Source organism: Frankia sp. AiPs1 (assembly GCF_023716945.1).
GTDB lineage: Bacteria > Actinomycetota > Actinomycetes > Frankiales > Frankiaceae > Frankia.
In genome coordinates this window covers 1-14,107 of record NZ_JAMQQF010000120.1, presented here as the reverse complement: position 1 = coordinate 14,107, position 14,107 = coordinate 1, and the positions used below count along the sequence as shown (strand labels likewise).

Annotated in this window: 8 protein-coding genes and 1 pseudogene; 3 read left to right on the top strand and 6 right to left on the bottom strand. The window is 69.2% G+C overall.

Annotation, left to right across the window (positions count from 1 at the left end; all coding sequences use genetic code 11):
- Nucleotides 1-159: 159 nt before the first annotated feature.
- The 3 genes from ND748_RS13445 to ND748_RS13435 form a co-directional block, all read right to left on the bottom strand.
- Nucleotides 160-1,212: a phosphatidylinositol-specific phospholipase C gene (locus ND748_RS13445; RefSeq protein ID WP_251746141.1), complete on the bottom strand. Its 1,053-nt coding sequence runs from the start codon at nucleotides 1,210-1,212 to the stop codon at nucleotides 160-162.
- 569 nt (nucleotides 1,213-1,781) lie between these two features.
- A complete protein-coding gene (locus ND748_RS13440) occupies nucleotides 1,782-3,860 on the bottom strand; it encodes a PKD domain-containing protein (protein WP_251746140.1) in 2,079 nt (692 codons plus the stop codon).
- A gap of 164 nt (nucleotides 3,861-4,024) precedes the next feature.
- Entirely contained in the window at nucleotides 4,025-5,077 is a 1,053-nt protein-coding gene (locus tag ND748_RS13435) for an Lrp/AsnC family transcriptional regulator (protein WP_251746139.1), read from the bottom strand.
- Between the two features lie 212 nt (nucleotides 5,078-5,289).
- On the opposite strand from ND748_RS13435, the gene ND748_RS13430 reads away from it, so the two are divergent.
- Nucleotides 5,290-6,840: an MFS transporter gene (locus ND748_RS13430; protein ID WP_251746138.1), complete on the top strand. Its 1,551-nt coding sequence runs from the start codon at nucleotides 5,290-5,292 to the stop codon at nucleotides 6,838-6,840.
- A 34-nt stretch (nucleotides 6,841-6,874) separates the two neighbouring features.
- On the opposite strand, the gene ND748_RS13425 is transcribed toward ND748_RS13430, so the two are convergent.
- The 3 genes from ND748_RS13425 to ND748_RS13415 all read right to left on the bottom strand — a co-directional run bounded on the left by ND748_RS13425 (nucleotide 6,875) and on the right by ND748_RS13415 (nucleotide 10,255).
- Nucleotides 6,875-7,753: a hypothetical protein gene (locus tag ND748_RS13425; RefSeq protein WP_251746137.1), complete on the bottom strand. Its 879-nt coding sequence runs from the start codon at nucleotides 7,751-7,753 to the stop codon at nucleotides 6,875-6,877.
- A gap of 38 nt (nucleotides 7,754-7,791) precedes the next feature.
- Complete coding sequence (locus ND748_RS13420) at nucleotides 7,792-9,273, bottom strand: hypothetical protein (protein WP_251746136.1); 1,482 nt, start codon at nucleotides 9,271-9,273, stop codon at nucleotides 7,792-7,794.
- 379 nt (nucleotides 9,274-9,652) lie between these two features.
- A complete protein-coding gene (locus ND748_RS13415) occupies nucleotides 9,653-10,255 on the bottom strand; it encodes a nucleoside triphosphate pyrophosphatase (protein WP_251746135.1) in 603 nt (200 codons plus the stop codon).
- A gap of 439 nt (nucleotides 10,256-10,694) precedes the next feature.
- Between ND748_RS13415 and hpnH the strand changes: the two genes are divergently transcribed.
- Nucleotides 10,695-11,696 (top strand): adenosyl-hopene transferase HpnH, encoded by a 1,002-nt coding sequence (gene hpnH / locus ND748_RS13410; RefSeq protein WP_251746134.1) that lies wholly within the window; start codon nucleotides 10,695-10,697, stop codon nucleotides 11,694-11,696.
- 528 nt (nucleotides 11,697-12,224) lie between these two features.
- A pseudogene (locus ND748_RS13405) lies at nucleotides 12,225-14,107 on the top strand (ABC transporter permease); the annotation flags it as partial.

Here is a 14,107-nt window from a genome sequence, read left to right as displayed (position 1 = left end):
GTCCCGGCCGGCGCGGGCGGCGCCGCGCCCAGCGACGGTGCTGGCGAGCGGCCGCCGATCCGGCTGCCCCGGGGCGGTGTCTGGCAGGGCGAGGACTTCTCTATTTAGGCGTCTGCCGGCGTGACTGAGGCGTCTGCCGGCGGGCGAAGTCTGCTGGCGCTACCAGTTGTAGTTCCAGTAGATGATTCCGCTGATCAGCCCCTCGTTCCAGCCGTCGTCGGAGTCGAAGAAGTCCAGCGGCATGACGCCCAACTGGCCCACGGTGCGCCACTGCTCGATGTTGCCCCAGATCGCGTCGTAGAGCGGCGGCTGGATGAGGTCGGCGTAGCCGTCCGGTGCGATCCACGGCGGGTCGTTCGCACTCACGTAGTTGACGTAGAGGCGGTCGTCGCCCGGCTGGCGGTAGACCACCGACGCGTTCGCCTGGGCCCAGATCTCGTCGAACTTCACGTTCGGGTCATCTTGGCTGTAGTCATCCTGGATGACGAGATTGGACCCGCCGTAGTTGATGCCGCCGAGGCCGGCCACGTCACCGAGCAGCACGATCTTCCCGCGGGCCTGGCCCACCGTCGGGATGCTGCCGTCGGTGTAGTAATACGACCGCAGGTACCTGTTGTTGAAGATCTCCCGAAAGTCCTCGTCGCTTTCGTGGGAGTACTCCTGCTTCACCCGCATCAGGATGAACTCGGACGGGTGGCTGTAGAGGAAGTCGGCGCACTTCTGCTGGACGTCCCCGAACATGATGTTCTGGTAGTAGGCGCCGTGGTGGATGGCGAACGACATGTCCGAGCCGCTGCCGACGACCCGGCACCGGATGTCGAGGAAACGGCAGCCCCGGTCGAGCTGGTCGGCGACGTCGAGCGTCTGGCAGGGCACGAAGATGTTTCCCTTGCCGTACCGGGCGCAGGACTCGTGGGTGCCGGGGATCGAGACCCGCCCGATCGAGTTGCCGTCAGGCAGGTAGTACATCCAGTCCTTGCCGGTGAGCAGCTCGGCCGGCTTCGCGCGGGCGCCCAGCAGCCGCTGGCCGACGGCTTCGGAGAGCTCGGTCCGCAGGGCGGCGAAGCTCGCTGCCTGGGACGTGGTCGGGCGCAGGTCGGCTTCGGTGAAGGCCGGACGTATCATGGCGGGCGGGAGGTCGGTGGGCCCACCCACCGCCGCGGTAGAGATCTCGGCGAGCTTCGTCTCGGCGTCGTCGTGCACGCTTGCCATCGGCATCTCCAGGTCAGGGGAGTCTGTCAGGGAACTCTGGCGGGACAGTCTGGTGGGGAAGTGCGATGGGACAGTCCGGTGGGGGAGTCTGGGGGAACTGCTGCGGCGCCGCCTGCCTCCGGGCAGCGCCTTTCCGGGTGGCACGGTTTCCGGCGGGAAAAACAGCGGAGACAACGGCGGAACGCCGGAGCTGGAATCGAGCTGGCCGGCCCGGCGCGCTCACGGAGAATCGTCGGATCGGAAAGAGGAGTCTGGACATCGACGCGAGCCGCCGCCGGTCCCGCTGTGCGGCGGTGGCCAGCGGTTACATCTACCGGAACGACAGCTTAGGGACGCGTCGCCGCCGGGCGAGGCTGTTTCCGGAAATTGTCCGGAACAGTGACCACGGTGCCATCGGCGGGGCGGGCGACCATCAGCCCGCACGGATGCGTGGGAGAGCGCACGGATGCGCGGGAGAGCGCCTTCGTGGTTCTTCTGTAGGGTTCGGCGTCCGATCTGTCCCTACAGAAGAACCACCCGGCTCCGCTCCCACGCACGCGGGGTGCTGCGTCCGGGAGGGGCCCGGTCCGCTAGCGGACGATGACGCGGGCCGAGGCCAGGTTGGGGATGCGGCGGGAGGCGGCGGTGGCGTCGCCGTCGCGGTGGGATTCGACGAGGGCGGTGGCGAAGTAGGTCCCGGGCGCGTCGTAGGTGTGCGTCGTGGTCACGGTCACCTCGGCCGGCGAGCCGTCGAGGTCCTCCGCGCGGGGGAAGGCGCCCTGCCCGTCGAAGTCCCACCGGATGCTGATGATGGCGCCGGCGCCGGGCGGCGTCTCGGCGTGGGCGGACAGCGTGACCGCCTCGCCCACCGCGACCTCGGCCCGGGCGCCGCCGTTCGCCGTCACCGACACGACCGGTTGGATGCCGCGGCGCTCCTTGGCCGTCGCCGGCAGGACGATCGCGCCGTCCCGGTAGGCGTAGTCGGTGTCGACGGGCTCGACGCCGTGCTCCACCCAGGCGACCAGGTCGACCAGGGACTGCTCGATGATCGGCTGGTAGTCGACCAGATAGGTGGTGTTCGCCCGGCCCGGCACCGAGGCCGCCATGTTCGGCGGCACGTGCTCGGCGTTCTCGGTCCAGCGCAGCCGGAACTTCGTGCGGGCCAGCTCGACCCCGTACTCGCGTTCGATGTTCGCCTTGAATCCCAGGCCCTGCGGCGGCCACAGCGACGAGTCGTGGGTGTGGTGCACCCACAACAGCTTGCCCTCGATTCGGCCGGTGTGCTTGACGCCCATGAACGGCGACATCTCGGGTAGCTCGTACTGCTGGTAGAGGGGCTTGCCGTCGACCCGCAGGAAATCGTACTCCGGCTCCCACGGCAGGAGGTGGTGCCGGTAGTAGTAGCAGTAGGCGAGAAAAGCGTGGTTGTCGACCCGAACTCGGTCGCCCGGCTCGACCCCGGTGAAACGCAGGTTCGCGGCCTCGCCGTCACTGTCGACGAGCAGCACGTCCCGGTGACCGTTGAGGACGTACAGTATGCGGCCGGTGGCCGCGCCGCTGGTCAGTTCGACGCTCGCTCCGAGGATGTAGCCGGCCGGAACCTCGGCGAGCTGCACCGCCATCGGAATGTGCCACATGTTGTTCATGGCGGCGAACAGCGACGCCAACGCGCGCACCTGACCGAGTTCCGCCGTCTGCAGGGTCGGGTCCTCGAGCAGGTCCTTGGCGTACAGGACCCGCTTGACGGTCGTGTCCAGCTCGATCAGGTCGTCCCGGACGAGCTCGGGCTGGTCGAACCCGACGTGACCGGGCCTGGTCCAGAAGTTCTCCCAGTACTGCGGGTAGTCGGCCTGCAGCCGGGTGGCCATCGACGACCACAGCCACATCTGGCCCATCGGCTGGGCGATGAAGGACTCGTCGCCACGCGGATACCCGATCCGGTAGACGTTCGCGAGTTCCTCGCGCTGATGGGTGTTCAGGCCGGCGAACGGATCGCCGCTGCCGCCCGGCCACATCGCGTCGACGACGTCGTGAATCTTGTCCCCGAGTACCCGCTGGACGTTGAACATGGAGGAGAAGTTCGGCGTCCCGTTGCGCAGTAGTCGCAGATCGCCGTAATCGCCGTCCTGGGCGTCACCCATGTAGGGCAGGGCCGCGTCCCACACGTCGGGCGCATAGGCCAGGCACAGCGGCGAGCGCCGCGCCCCGCCGCTGCCGCCGTACACGTAGGCGTACGTCGTCGGCGCGCCGTAGATCTGGGCGGCCACGAACTTGGCGAACCGGGCGGACTCGGCGGCGGCCCGGTAACCGTAGATCGTCGGATCGGGGCCGGCCTTAGGATCCATGACGTCGCCGATGTGACCCATGTTGGACTCGACGGCGAAGCCACCGATCCGGAAAATCATCTCCAGTCCACCGGTCACCTGGCCGAGTGGGCCGGTGTTGACGTTCTCGTGGCCGGCGTTGGCGCCTTCCAGCGGCTGGAAAAGGCGGCCCTGCCACCTCTCGGCGGGCGGGTAGCACAGGGCGAACCGGGTGCTCGTTCCCGCGAAACCGCCGTGGATATAGCGATGCTCGACGGGCTCGCTGCGCTGTTCGTCCTCGTCGATGTACGGGACCCCGAAGAAGCTGTCGGTCACCACGTAGGAATCGAGTTCAACGGGCGTCATCGAACGTCCTTTCGCGCCTGGGTCATCCACCTCGGCTGAGCCGATCAGGGCTCGACATTAGAGTGACGTAGGCCACAAGTCAACGGTGTTCACCAGCTGGCTCGTCGGCTGGCTGGCTGGCTGGTCGGCTGGTCGGCTGGTCGGCAGCGTGGGCGGGTGCGAGGTCAGGGAGACGAGTCGGCGCGGCGGATGTCGTGGCGGGTGTCGTGGCGCAGGCCCGTGCCCTTGAGGGTGCGGTGGATGGGGGCGGTCTCCAGACGGCGAATGCCGGAGATCGCGGTGATCGGACCGGTCAGGTAGCGGTAGAGGGCGCTGGCGTCGCGGCAGACGACCGCCGCGTAGAGGTTCGCCGTGCCGGTGACCGCCCCGGCGAACGCGACCTGTTCGTGCTCGGCGAGCGCGGCCCCGACCTCGGCGAGCTGGGCCGGCTCGACCTCCAGCCACAGCGACGCCCGCAGGTGCCCCAGCCTCCCGTGGTCGAAGTCCAGGTCGTAGTAGAGCGCGCCGGACGACCGCAGCTCCGACAGCCGGCGCCGGACCGTCGTCGGCGACCAGCCGGTGGCCGTGGCCAGCTCGGCTGCCGGGGTCCGGCCGTCCACAGCGAGCGCGTCGAGCAACCGCTGATCGTCGCGGCCGAGCCGGACGGGGTCCTCGGCGGTCTCGGCCGGCTCGGTCGGACGGCGTGCCGGCGCGTCGGGCGGGGTGAGCGCCGCGGTCTCGGCCGGGCTGAGCGGCCCCGTGCGGGTCAGCGGGCTGAGGTCGCGGCCGAAGAAGACGTGCAGCAGCGCGTGCGCGGTCACCTGCACCACCCGGGGGGTGCGCGGGAGCTGCTGCAACAGCAGCGTGTCGTCCTGGCCGGGGGCGGCGCCCTGCACGATGCAGGAGATCTCGGTGCCGCCGGAGATCAGACTCACCCAGCGGGTGTCGGTGCGCCGGGCCAGCGCCTCCCCGACGGACGCCGCCGCGTCCGGGGTGCAGCGCACCCGCACGAGCCACGCGGTCAGCCCGATGCGCAACGGGTCGACCAGGCCCAGCACCCGCAGCGTCCCGGTGCCGCGCAGCCGGGCGTAGCGGCGGGCCACCGTCTGGTCGGAGACGCCCAGCACCTCGCCGATCCGCGCGAACGGCGCCCGGCCGTCGACCTGAAGGGCGTGCATGATCCGCCGGTCGAGCCGGTCCAGGGAGCCCAGCGACGGCCACGGGATGTCGGATTCCACTCACGAAGGCTAGCCACTGTCGGATTCCACCGCACCGGTGCCGATGACTGGGGCAACGGTCCGGTCGGGTGAACGGTGGAACCACGGGCCCAACCGGCCCCCCGGCCATCCGGCCAACCGGCCCCCGGCCACCCGGTGCTCGACGCCCCGCGGCCGGACGACGTCACGGCGACCACCCGCCGGCCCCACCCCCGGAACGGAGCTCTCCCGACATGCGCAAATGGCTGCCCCTCACGGCGATCTGCCTGGGCGCCTTCATCCTGCTGGTCGACATCACCATCGTGAACGTCGCCCTGCCCCGGATGGCGGACGACCTGCACGCGTCCTTCACCTCCCTGCAATGGGTGATCGACATCTACGCCCTGGCGCTGGCCGCCCTGCTGCTGGCCGCCGGGTCGCTGGCCGACCTGTTCGGCCACCGCCGGCTCTACGTGGCCGGGCTCGCCGTCTTCGCGGCCGCCTCCCTGGCCTCCTCGCTCGCCCCGAACGCCACCGTGCTCATCACCGCCCGCGCGGTGCAGGGCGTCGGCGGCGCCGCGATGTTCGCGACGTCCGCGGCGCTCGTCTCGGCGAACTACCACGGCAGGGACCGTGGGGTGGCCTTCGGTGTCTGGGGTGCGGTCAACGGCGCCGCCGCGGCGGCCGGCCCGATCGCCGGCGGGCTGCTTACCGAGGGATTCGGCTGGCAGGCGATCTTCCTGGTGAACCTGCCGATCGCGGTCGTCGCGATCATCCTCACCCTGCGGGTGGTGCCGGCCAGTGGACGCGGGGCCGGCCGCCTCGACCTGCCCGGCGCGAGCGCCTTCACCCTGGCCGCGGCCGCAGTGACATACGCGCTGATCAGAGGCGGCGAGCGAGGGTGGGGCGAGCACCTGGCCGTGGCCGCGTTCGTCGTCGCCGGGCTCGCCGCCGTCGGCTTCGGCGTTGCCGAACGGCTGGTCGCCCGCCCCATGCTGGACCTGGCGCTGCTGCGCCGACCGTCCTTCGCCGGCCTGCTGAGCGGGGCGTTGCTGTTCCAGTTGGCGGCGTTCGGCGGCCTGGTTTACGTGTCGCTGTGGCTGCAGAACGTCCTGGGCCTCAGCCCCGTGCGCGGCGGGCTGGCGCTGATGCCGCTGGCCGGGACGGCGTTCGTGGTCGCCGCCCTGGCGGGTCGCCACACCCACCGGTTCGCGCCACGCCTGCCGATCGGGGTGGGGCTGCTCTGTGTCGCCGCGGGCTCGGCGCTGCTGAGGCTGTTCGTGGGGGCCGGCTCCGGCCAGTCCGCGCTGTTCGCGGGCCTCGCCGTGGTCGGCGTCGGGGTCGGACTGACGACGCCGGCGCTGGTCTCCGCCGCGGTCGAGTCGGTGCCGCCGCGGCAGGCCGGCATGGCCGGCGGCGCCGTCAACACCTTCCGCCAGCTCGGCATGACCCTGGGCATCGCGCTGTTCGGAGCCGTCTTCTCGGCACGGCTGCGCTCGGCGCCGTCCGTCCGGGCGGGCTACGCCGCCGGCATCGACCGGATCTCGCTGTGGGCCGCGGTGGCGGCGCTGGTCGGCGCCGCGATCGTCCTGGCCACCGTCCGCCGCGTCGGCCACGCCGAGCCCGGCCCGATGACCGTCGCGGCTGGGACCGAGCGGGCGGATGGCACGGCGGAGACTTCGCACCGAATGGACATCGGCGCCGTATCGCAGCCGCAGGATGTTCCTCGCGGGCACGATGAGAAGGTCACAGTGCCTGCCGGCTCCGGCCGGAGCATTGAAAACACGAGGAGCCGTAGGCCGTGATTCTCGTGGCGCTCGACGGGTGCAACCAGAGCCGTCACGGTGAGATTTGGCTGAGACCAGCGGTGAGGAGTTCATACAGTTCGGCGAACTGGCGCTGCCTCTCGGCAAGCCGGGCAAGCCGATCGTCATGGTACTGTATTCTGGACTGTGCCCTCTCCGCCAGTGGGGAGAACAGTACCGTTCCGACGTCTTCTCCGAGCGAGTTCAGTGCCTTCCCGTTTTCGGCGGCCATGCGTTCGAGTACATCGTGGTCTCGAAAGTGCATCGCGGCGTTGTCCGCCCATTTCTTGGTCGCCTCCCGGGTGTCCGGATCCGCACGGTTGATCGCCGCGAGGATCAGCGCCGAGTTGGTGGCGCCGAGATGGCTGCGGATTCTCTCCCTTTTCGGTAAGATCAGCCTTTTCCGTTCGGTAAGTTCGGCTTCATAGGCTTTGTACGCCGCGCCGAGAAGACTGGCCGCGCGCTCGCGATGCATCCTCTTCCCTCTTTCGGTGGACGCGTTGCGGGCATCGTCGAGTTCCTCTTGCGCAGCCTCGAAGTGTATCCCTCCAATCTGCCCCAGAATTTCTGCCAGTGTCGTGTCGAGATACTGGGCCGCCAGCTCCATGGCAAGATAGCTGGCGGGGCCCCCGACGAGAGATGCTATTCGTGCGGCACCTCTTGAATGCTTCTGCGCGAGATCAAGGATTTTGTTAGTTCTTTTTCCGGTCGGGTGTCTTGTGAGCCAACTGGCGGATGCGGCGATCTTTTCTGCGGAGATCTGCTCGCGGAGGACGCCTCGCAACTGACTGATCAGCAGTTCGGTGCCCTGGTACATCGCCGTTTCTGTGCCGGGCGCGATGACGTGCATTACTCCGTCGCGTTTGGATCCCGCTGCCGGCTGAAATGATCCGATCTCTTCGGGTAGCGGCACGTGACCCTCGTTCGGCCGCTCGCCTGGTCCTGCCATTTCTAGCGATCCCCTCCAGATGATTGCAGTGCAATCCAGTCGGCCAGCGCAGCCGCGTTGGCTGCGACGCGTGGTGAGGTAAGGTCGGACGCCGCCAATCGCAGGCCGGACAGATGACCGGCGGCTGCGGACAGGTCCACTGCACAGCGACGAACAGACTCGTCCCCGTCGGCCAGCATCGTGTCGAGCAGGGCGGTGTCGAGGGCTCTGGCGTGGGGCGTGAGTGACCACGTAGCTCGTCCGCGCACGTCTGGATTGACGTCCGAGCCAGCACAGCGGGCCAGTGCCGTCGCGGTCGAATCGGTTGGGGGAAAGTACATGAGCGCCTGTGCGGCGGTCCGACGCAGCTCGATAACCTGCGAACCAAGCAGCCCTGCCAGTCCTTCGGCGAGGCGGTGGCGGTAGACACTGAGACCCAGTGCCTGTGCGGCCTGGACTCGCCGCCGGCGACTCCGCCCGTAGATCATGTCGACAACCAGCGTGCGCGCCGTCTGATCCTCGATGTCCACGCGACCCGGCATGGAGTCCAGAACAGGCAGGACTGCCGTCGCATAGAGATCGTCGGCGACAGCCTCCACGGACTGTTCTGCCGGTACTCCCGCCGCGATTCGGACGTCCATGTCGACATCGTCGGTCAGCCGTCGGTAGATGTCTGCCGGCACTGGTCCCAATGAACCCAGCAGGTTCGTCAGCTCGATCCGCGACGTCCACGACGGCGCGCCCAGGACGTGATCGAAGAGTTCAGCCTGAAAGCGGCGGACGCCGTCTGGACCGAAGGTGAGCTGGCGGCGCTCTGTCAGGCGTCGCATCGCCTCGGCAACGCTGCGTAGCATCCACGGGTCCGGAATCTTGTGGAGGTACTCCAGGAGAAGTGAGCCGGCATGATCCCCCTCGACGGCGGCGAGCAGGTCGATGACCTGATAGCCCCGTGAGGAAATCTTCTCGACAACTCTGCGGACGCCTGCGACGAGTGTCTGCGCCGGCAGGAACGCCAAGCCAACCACTAGTTTTGAATAGTCGGACGGGGACGCCACGGCAAGTGCCTCCAGTCCGATGTCGCAGAAGTCGATGATCGTCCGCGGTAGGCCGCTGGCCGCCGCCGCACGGCACGCAGGACCCCACTGTCGCGGAGACAGAGTTGCACCGTGCAACGCAGCGTCAAAGAGCTCCAGGTCGCTTTCGCTAACAGCCGGGCCGGCCGAGGACGCAGCCGGGAGTGACGAGGAGTCGAGAAGCCGCTCGGCGAGATGATGGTCCACCTCGGCCCGATCCAGGCCAATCCTGTCGAACCAGAGCGCACGCAAGGTCACTGGAAGCCGTCGAGTACCCCCCTCAATGCGGCTGACAAACGAAGCATCGCGACCGAAGGACCGCGAGAATCGCGCTCCGACGTGGACGAATGGGTCCGCGCTCGCCATCCGCGATGTTTTCAGCAGCCACCGCTCGATGGCCAGCGGACCTGTGTCGACCCGGTCGTCTGGCATCGGGTCAGCTGGCCGTCGGCTCCCCGTCATCCTCGCGCTCCTCGGATAGCTTCAACCAGTATCCAGCGGCGGGGCCGACCGCGGTCCTTCTTGCCAGCACCGACGGCATCTGGCAAGCCTCACGAGGACCGGGCCGGTGAGTGGACCGTAGGTCGCCTGCATGTGCAGGACCGAGCGTGGTGGGGCGGTGGGTCTGAACGTGCGGATTCGCCGACCGAATCGGGCTGCCGAAACTGCATTGGCCAGTGTTGAACTGCGCTTCGATGTTCGTGGTCCGCGTGGCAGCCGGCGTGCTCGCCAGTCGGACGGTAGCGACGGACTGCCGTTGATCCGCGGCGTCAGGTGCGGGCGCTGGCCGGCTGGACAGGGTGGCCGAGCGTCACTGCGCGAGGGGAGCTGCGGCGGGGACGGCGATACCGACGGTGGTGAGCAGGTCGCGGACCAGCGCCGTGGGCAGGCCGATGACGGTGTCGAGGTCGCCGTCGACGGCGGTGACGAACGCGGCGGCGCCGCCCTGGATGGCGTAGGCGCCGGCGGCGTCCATCGGCTCGCCGGTGGCCACGTAGGCGGCGAGCTCGGCGTCGCTGACGTCGCGCATCGTCACCGCGGTGACGGCGGCGCGGCCGTGGACGGTGCCACTCGCCGCGTCGAGGACGACGACGCCGGTGACGACCCGGTGGGTCCGCCCGCGCAGGCTGTGCAGCATGGCGAGGGCCTCGGCGGGGGAGGCGGGCTTGCCGAGGATCCGCCCGTCCACCTCGACGACGGTGTCGCTGCCGAGGATGAGGTCCTGCGGGCGCAGCGTGGCGACGGCGCGGGCCTTGCGTTCGGCGAGCTCGACGGTCAGCTCGGGGGCCGTCGGGGTCGCCGTCGACTCGTCGACGCCGCTGACGACCACCTCGAAGGACACGCCCAGCCGGGCCAGCAGCTCGCGGCGCCGCGGTGACCCGGAAGCAAGCACGATGCGCCGATTCGCCGTCATGCCGGCAGCGTATCCAGCGCGGCCACAGCCCTCCCGCCGCCCGCCCTCTCGGCCCCGGCCCACGTGCGGCGACGGCCCGCCCTCGACTACGGCCCACCCTCGACTACGGCCCGCCCTCGACCCGCCGACCCGCTTGCGTTCCGGCACCTCAACTCCGTCCTTCGGCGAGCTTTTACGGTGCGGGGGACAAGCACATTCGAGCGGTCGTCGAACGCGTATCCGAGCGTGCGCTCGTCGGCTCGCCGGGCCTCCTGACCGGGCCATTCGTCGACTGACCCTTTCGGGCATGGACGAGATGGGTTGGGTCGTACCTCGGCGGTTACATAACTCTCACCGGTCCTCGGCCGCTAATCGGCTGGAGCGTGGACCTAGACTGGATCCGGCAGGGCACTGCTCCACCCACCCGGCGAGATCGAGATCAACCACCAGGAGGGTGAAAATGTCCATTCCAGCACGTCAGGCGATCAGAGTCGGAGCCTATCTTGCGAAGCAGAAGATTCTGCGCCGCGAGAAGTTTCCCATCACCCTTGAACTGGAACCACTGTTCGCGTGCAACCTGGCCTGCGAGGGCTGCGGCAAGATCCAACATCCGGCGGACGTGCTGAAACAGCGCATGCCGGTCGAGCAGGCGCTGGCCGCGGCCGACGAGTGCGGCGCCCCCGTCGTGTGTCTGGCGGGTGGCGAACCGCTCATGCACCCGCAGGTCGAGAAGATCGTCGAGGGCCTGGTCAAGCGCAAGAAGTTCGTGTACCTGTGCACGAACGCGCTGCTCATCCCGAAGAAGATCGACAAGCTCACCCCGTCGCCGTACCTGTCCTTCGCGGTGCACATCGACGGCCTGGAGGAGCGCCACGACGAGATCGTTTCGAAGAAGGGCGTGTTCGCCCAGGCGGTGGACAACATCAAGGAGGCCCAGCGGCGGGGTTTCCGGGTGACCACCAACACGACCTTCTTCAACACCGACACCCCGCAGAACGTCATCGACGTCCTGAACTTCCTCAACAACGACCTCAACGTCGACGGGATGATGCTCTCCCCGGCGTACGCCTACGAGAAGGCTCCCGACCAGGAGAACTTCATGGGGGTCGAGGAGACCCGGGAGCTTTTCCGGAAGGCGTTCGCGGAAGGCCGCCGGAAGGGCTGGCGGCTCAACCACTCGCCGCTCTACCTCGACTTCCTCGAGGGAAAGCTCGACTTTCCGTGTACGGCGTGGGGAATCCCGTCCTACTCCCTCTACGGCTGGCAGAAGCCCTGCTACCTGATGGGCGACGGTTACGCCGAGTCCTACCAGGAGCTGCTCGACACCACCGACTGGGACTCCTACGGCCGCGGCAAGGACCCGCGCTGCGCGAACTGCATGGCGCACTGCGGCCACGAGCCGACGGCCCTCGCGGCGACGCTGGGGTCCCTGCGCGAGACCATCCGCGCCGCCGCGCGCTGATCGCCACCGGACCCGGATCCGCCCCGCGGGCTGGTCGGCGTCCGGCGTACTGATCCGATCCGTCCCGCGCGTTGCGCTGCGCCCCCGGGCGCCCCGGTATCCCGCCCCGGGAAGCCCGGCTTCTCTCTCCCCCCGACGGCCCGGGATGCCGGGCCGTCGGGGGCCCGTCCGGCCGGCCCCGGTGGCGATGTGGATCGGCCTTTCTAACTCTCTCGTCACTTACGCCGTCGGGCCCGACGCGCCGCCGACACACCGCCGGCGCGCCGCTCCGTCAGCGTCCTCGATGCCTCGGTGAGCAGGTCAGACGCCCGTCGCAACAGATGAACCCGCCAAGCCTCTGGCCTACAGACAATCTGACGGTATGATGCCGGCCACACGATCGAGTGGGGGCCTGGCCGTTCGGGCGGGCATCCGTTCGGGCGGGTGCGTCCGGCCCCTGTGGTGGGTTCGGTCTGAGGCAGAATCTGACGGGAGTGTCGGAATGATCTTCCGAGGTACGCGTTCCCGGTCGGCGGAGTGGCCGATCGCATGAACGACCTCTTACCTTTCGTGATCATCGGCCTGGTCTCCGGCTCCGTCTACGGACTGGCGGCCACGGGCCTGGTGCTCACCTACAAGACGTCCGGGATCTTCAACCTTGCGCACGGGGCGGTCGCCACGACCGCCGCCTACACCTTCTACTTCTTACGGGTCCAACACGACCTTCCCTGGGGATTAGCCGCACTGCTGAGCGTCGGCGTCGTAGGACCCGCCCTCGGACTTCTGCTCGAGTTGATGGCACGCCGCCTCGCCGAAGTCCGGGTCGTTCACAAGATCGTTGCAACCATTGGCATCATCCTGGCCGTCCAGGGCTTCTTCACCGCCCGCTACGGCGCCCAGAGCCAGACCTTCCCGACGTTCCTGCCGACCGGTGAGGCGTTCACGCTGTCCGGGACGGTCATCACGTGGGACCAGATCATCATCACGGCCATCGCGCTGATCGCCACCGCGGGGCTGTACCTGTTCTTCCGCTTCGCCCGCCTGGGCCTGGCGATGCGCGGCGTCGTCGACGACCCGGAGCTGCTCGACTCCTCGGGCACCAATCCGGTGGCGGTGCGCCGCTGGTCCTGGGTGATCGGCAGCACGTTCGCCTGCCTCGCCGGCGTCCTGCTCGCCCCGAGTCTGAGCCTGGACGCGCTGCTGCTGACGCTGCTCGTCGTGCAGGCGTTCGGCGCCGCCGCGCTCGGCTACTTCTCCAGCCTGCCGCTGACCTACGCCGGCGGCCTCGTCGTCGGCGTGCTCGCCTCCGTGCTGACCAAGTACGGCGCGGTCACCCACCCGAACGCGCTGCTGACCGGGCTGCCGCCGAGCACACCGTTCCTGGTGCTGTTCGCGGTCCTGCTGCTCACCCCGCGTCGGCGGCTGGTCGACCGGCGGCTGTCGGCCCGCCTGCTGGTCACCGACACCTGGCGGGCCCCCGCCCGAATCCAGCTCAGCGGCGCCGTCGTGCTCGCGGCGCTCGCCGTCGCCGTGCCGTTCCTCGTCGGCAGCGCGCGCATCCCGACCTACACCGACGCGCTGCTGAAGGTCATCCTCTTCCTCTCCCTCGGGCTGCTGGTGCGCACCTCGGGCCAGGTGTCGCTGGCCCACGCCGCGTTCGCCGCGATCGGCGCCGCGGCCATGGGGCACTTCACCACCGGCCTCGGCCTGCCCTGGCTGGTCGCGCTGCTGCTGGCGGGCCTCGTCGCCATCCCGGTCGGCGCGATCATCGCGATCCCGGCGATCCGGCTGTCCGGGGTGTTCCTGGCCCTGGCCACCTTCGGCTTCGGCATCGCGCTGGAGCAGATGGGCTACCCGCTGAAGGTCCTGTTCGGGTCCAGCACATCGGGTGTGCGGGTGCCCCGTCCCGGCCTGTCGGCCTTCGAGAGCGACCGCGGGTACTACTACCTCGTCCTGATCTTCGTCGCACTGGTCGCGGCCCTGGTGGTGGGCGTGCACCGCAGCCGGCTCGGGCGCCTGCTGCGTGGCCTGAGCGATTCGCCGACGGCGCTGGCCACCCACGGCGCGAGCGTGAACACCACCCGGGTGCTCGTGTTCTGCCTGTCCGCCTTCGTCGCCGCGCTCTACGGCGGCCTCTACGGCGGTTCGGTCTCGGCCGTCACCGGGTCGTCGTTCTCCTCGTTCTCCTCGCTGGTGATCCTCGCTGTCCTGGTGATCAGCCTCGGCGGTGAGCCGTGGTACGCCTTCCTCGCCGCGGCGGGCATGGTCCTGCCGAGTGCCTACATCACCAACGAGAACACCACCAACTGGTTGAACTTCCTGTTCGGCGTGTCCGCTGTCGCGGTCTCGCTGAGCGGGGGGCCGCCGCGCAACGTCGCGCTGCGCCGGCTGGCCGACCGCCTCGGCGGCCGGCCAGCCGAGTCCGCGACGGC

What these genes read in the sequence shown, in the direction of transcription:
- ND748_RS13445 (WP_251746141.1), bottom strand. Translation starts at nt 1,212, where the DNA reads ATGGCAAGCGTGCACGACGACGCCGAGACGAAGCTCGCCGAGATCTCT.
- hpnH (WP_251746134.1), top strand. Translation starts at nt 10,695, where the DNA reads ATGTCCATTCCAGCACGTCAGGCGATCAGAGTCGGAGCCTATCTTGCG.
- ND748_RS13415 (WP_251746135.1), bottom strand. Translation starts at nt 10,255, where the DNA reads ATGACGGCGAATCGGCGCATCGTGCTTGCTTCCGGGTCACCGCGGCGC.
- ND748_RS13420 (WP_251746136.1), bottom strand. Translation starts at nt 9,273, where the DNA reads ATGCCAGACGACCGGGTCGACACAGGTCCGCTGGCCATCGAGCGGTGG.
- ND748_RS13430 (WP_251746138.1), top strand. Translation starts at nt 5,290, where the DNA reads ATGCGCAAATGGCTGCCCCTCACGGCGATCTGCCTGGGCGCCTTCATC.
- ND748_RS13440 (WP_251746140.1), bottom strand. Translation starts at nt 3,860, where the DNA reads ATGACGCCCGTTGAACTCGATTCCTACGTGGTGACCGACAGCTTCTTC.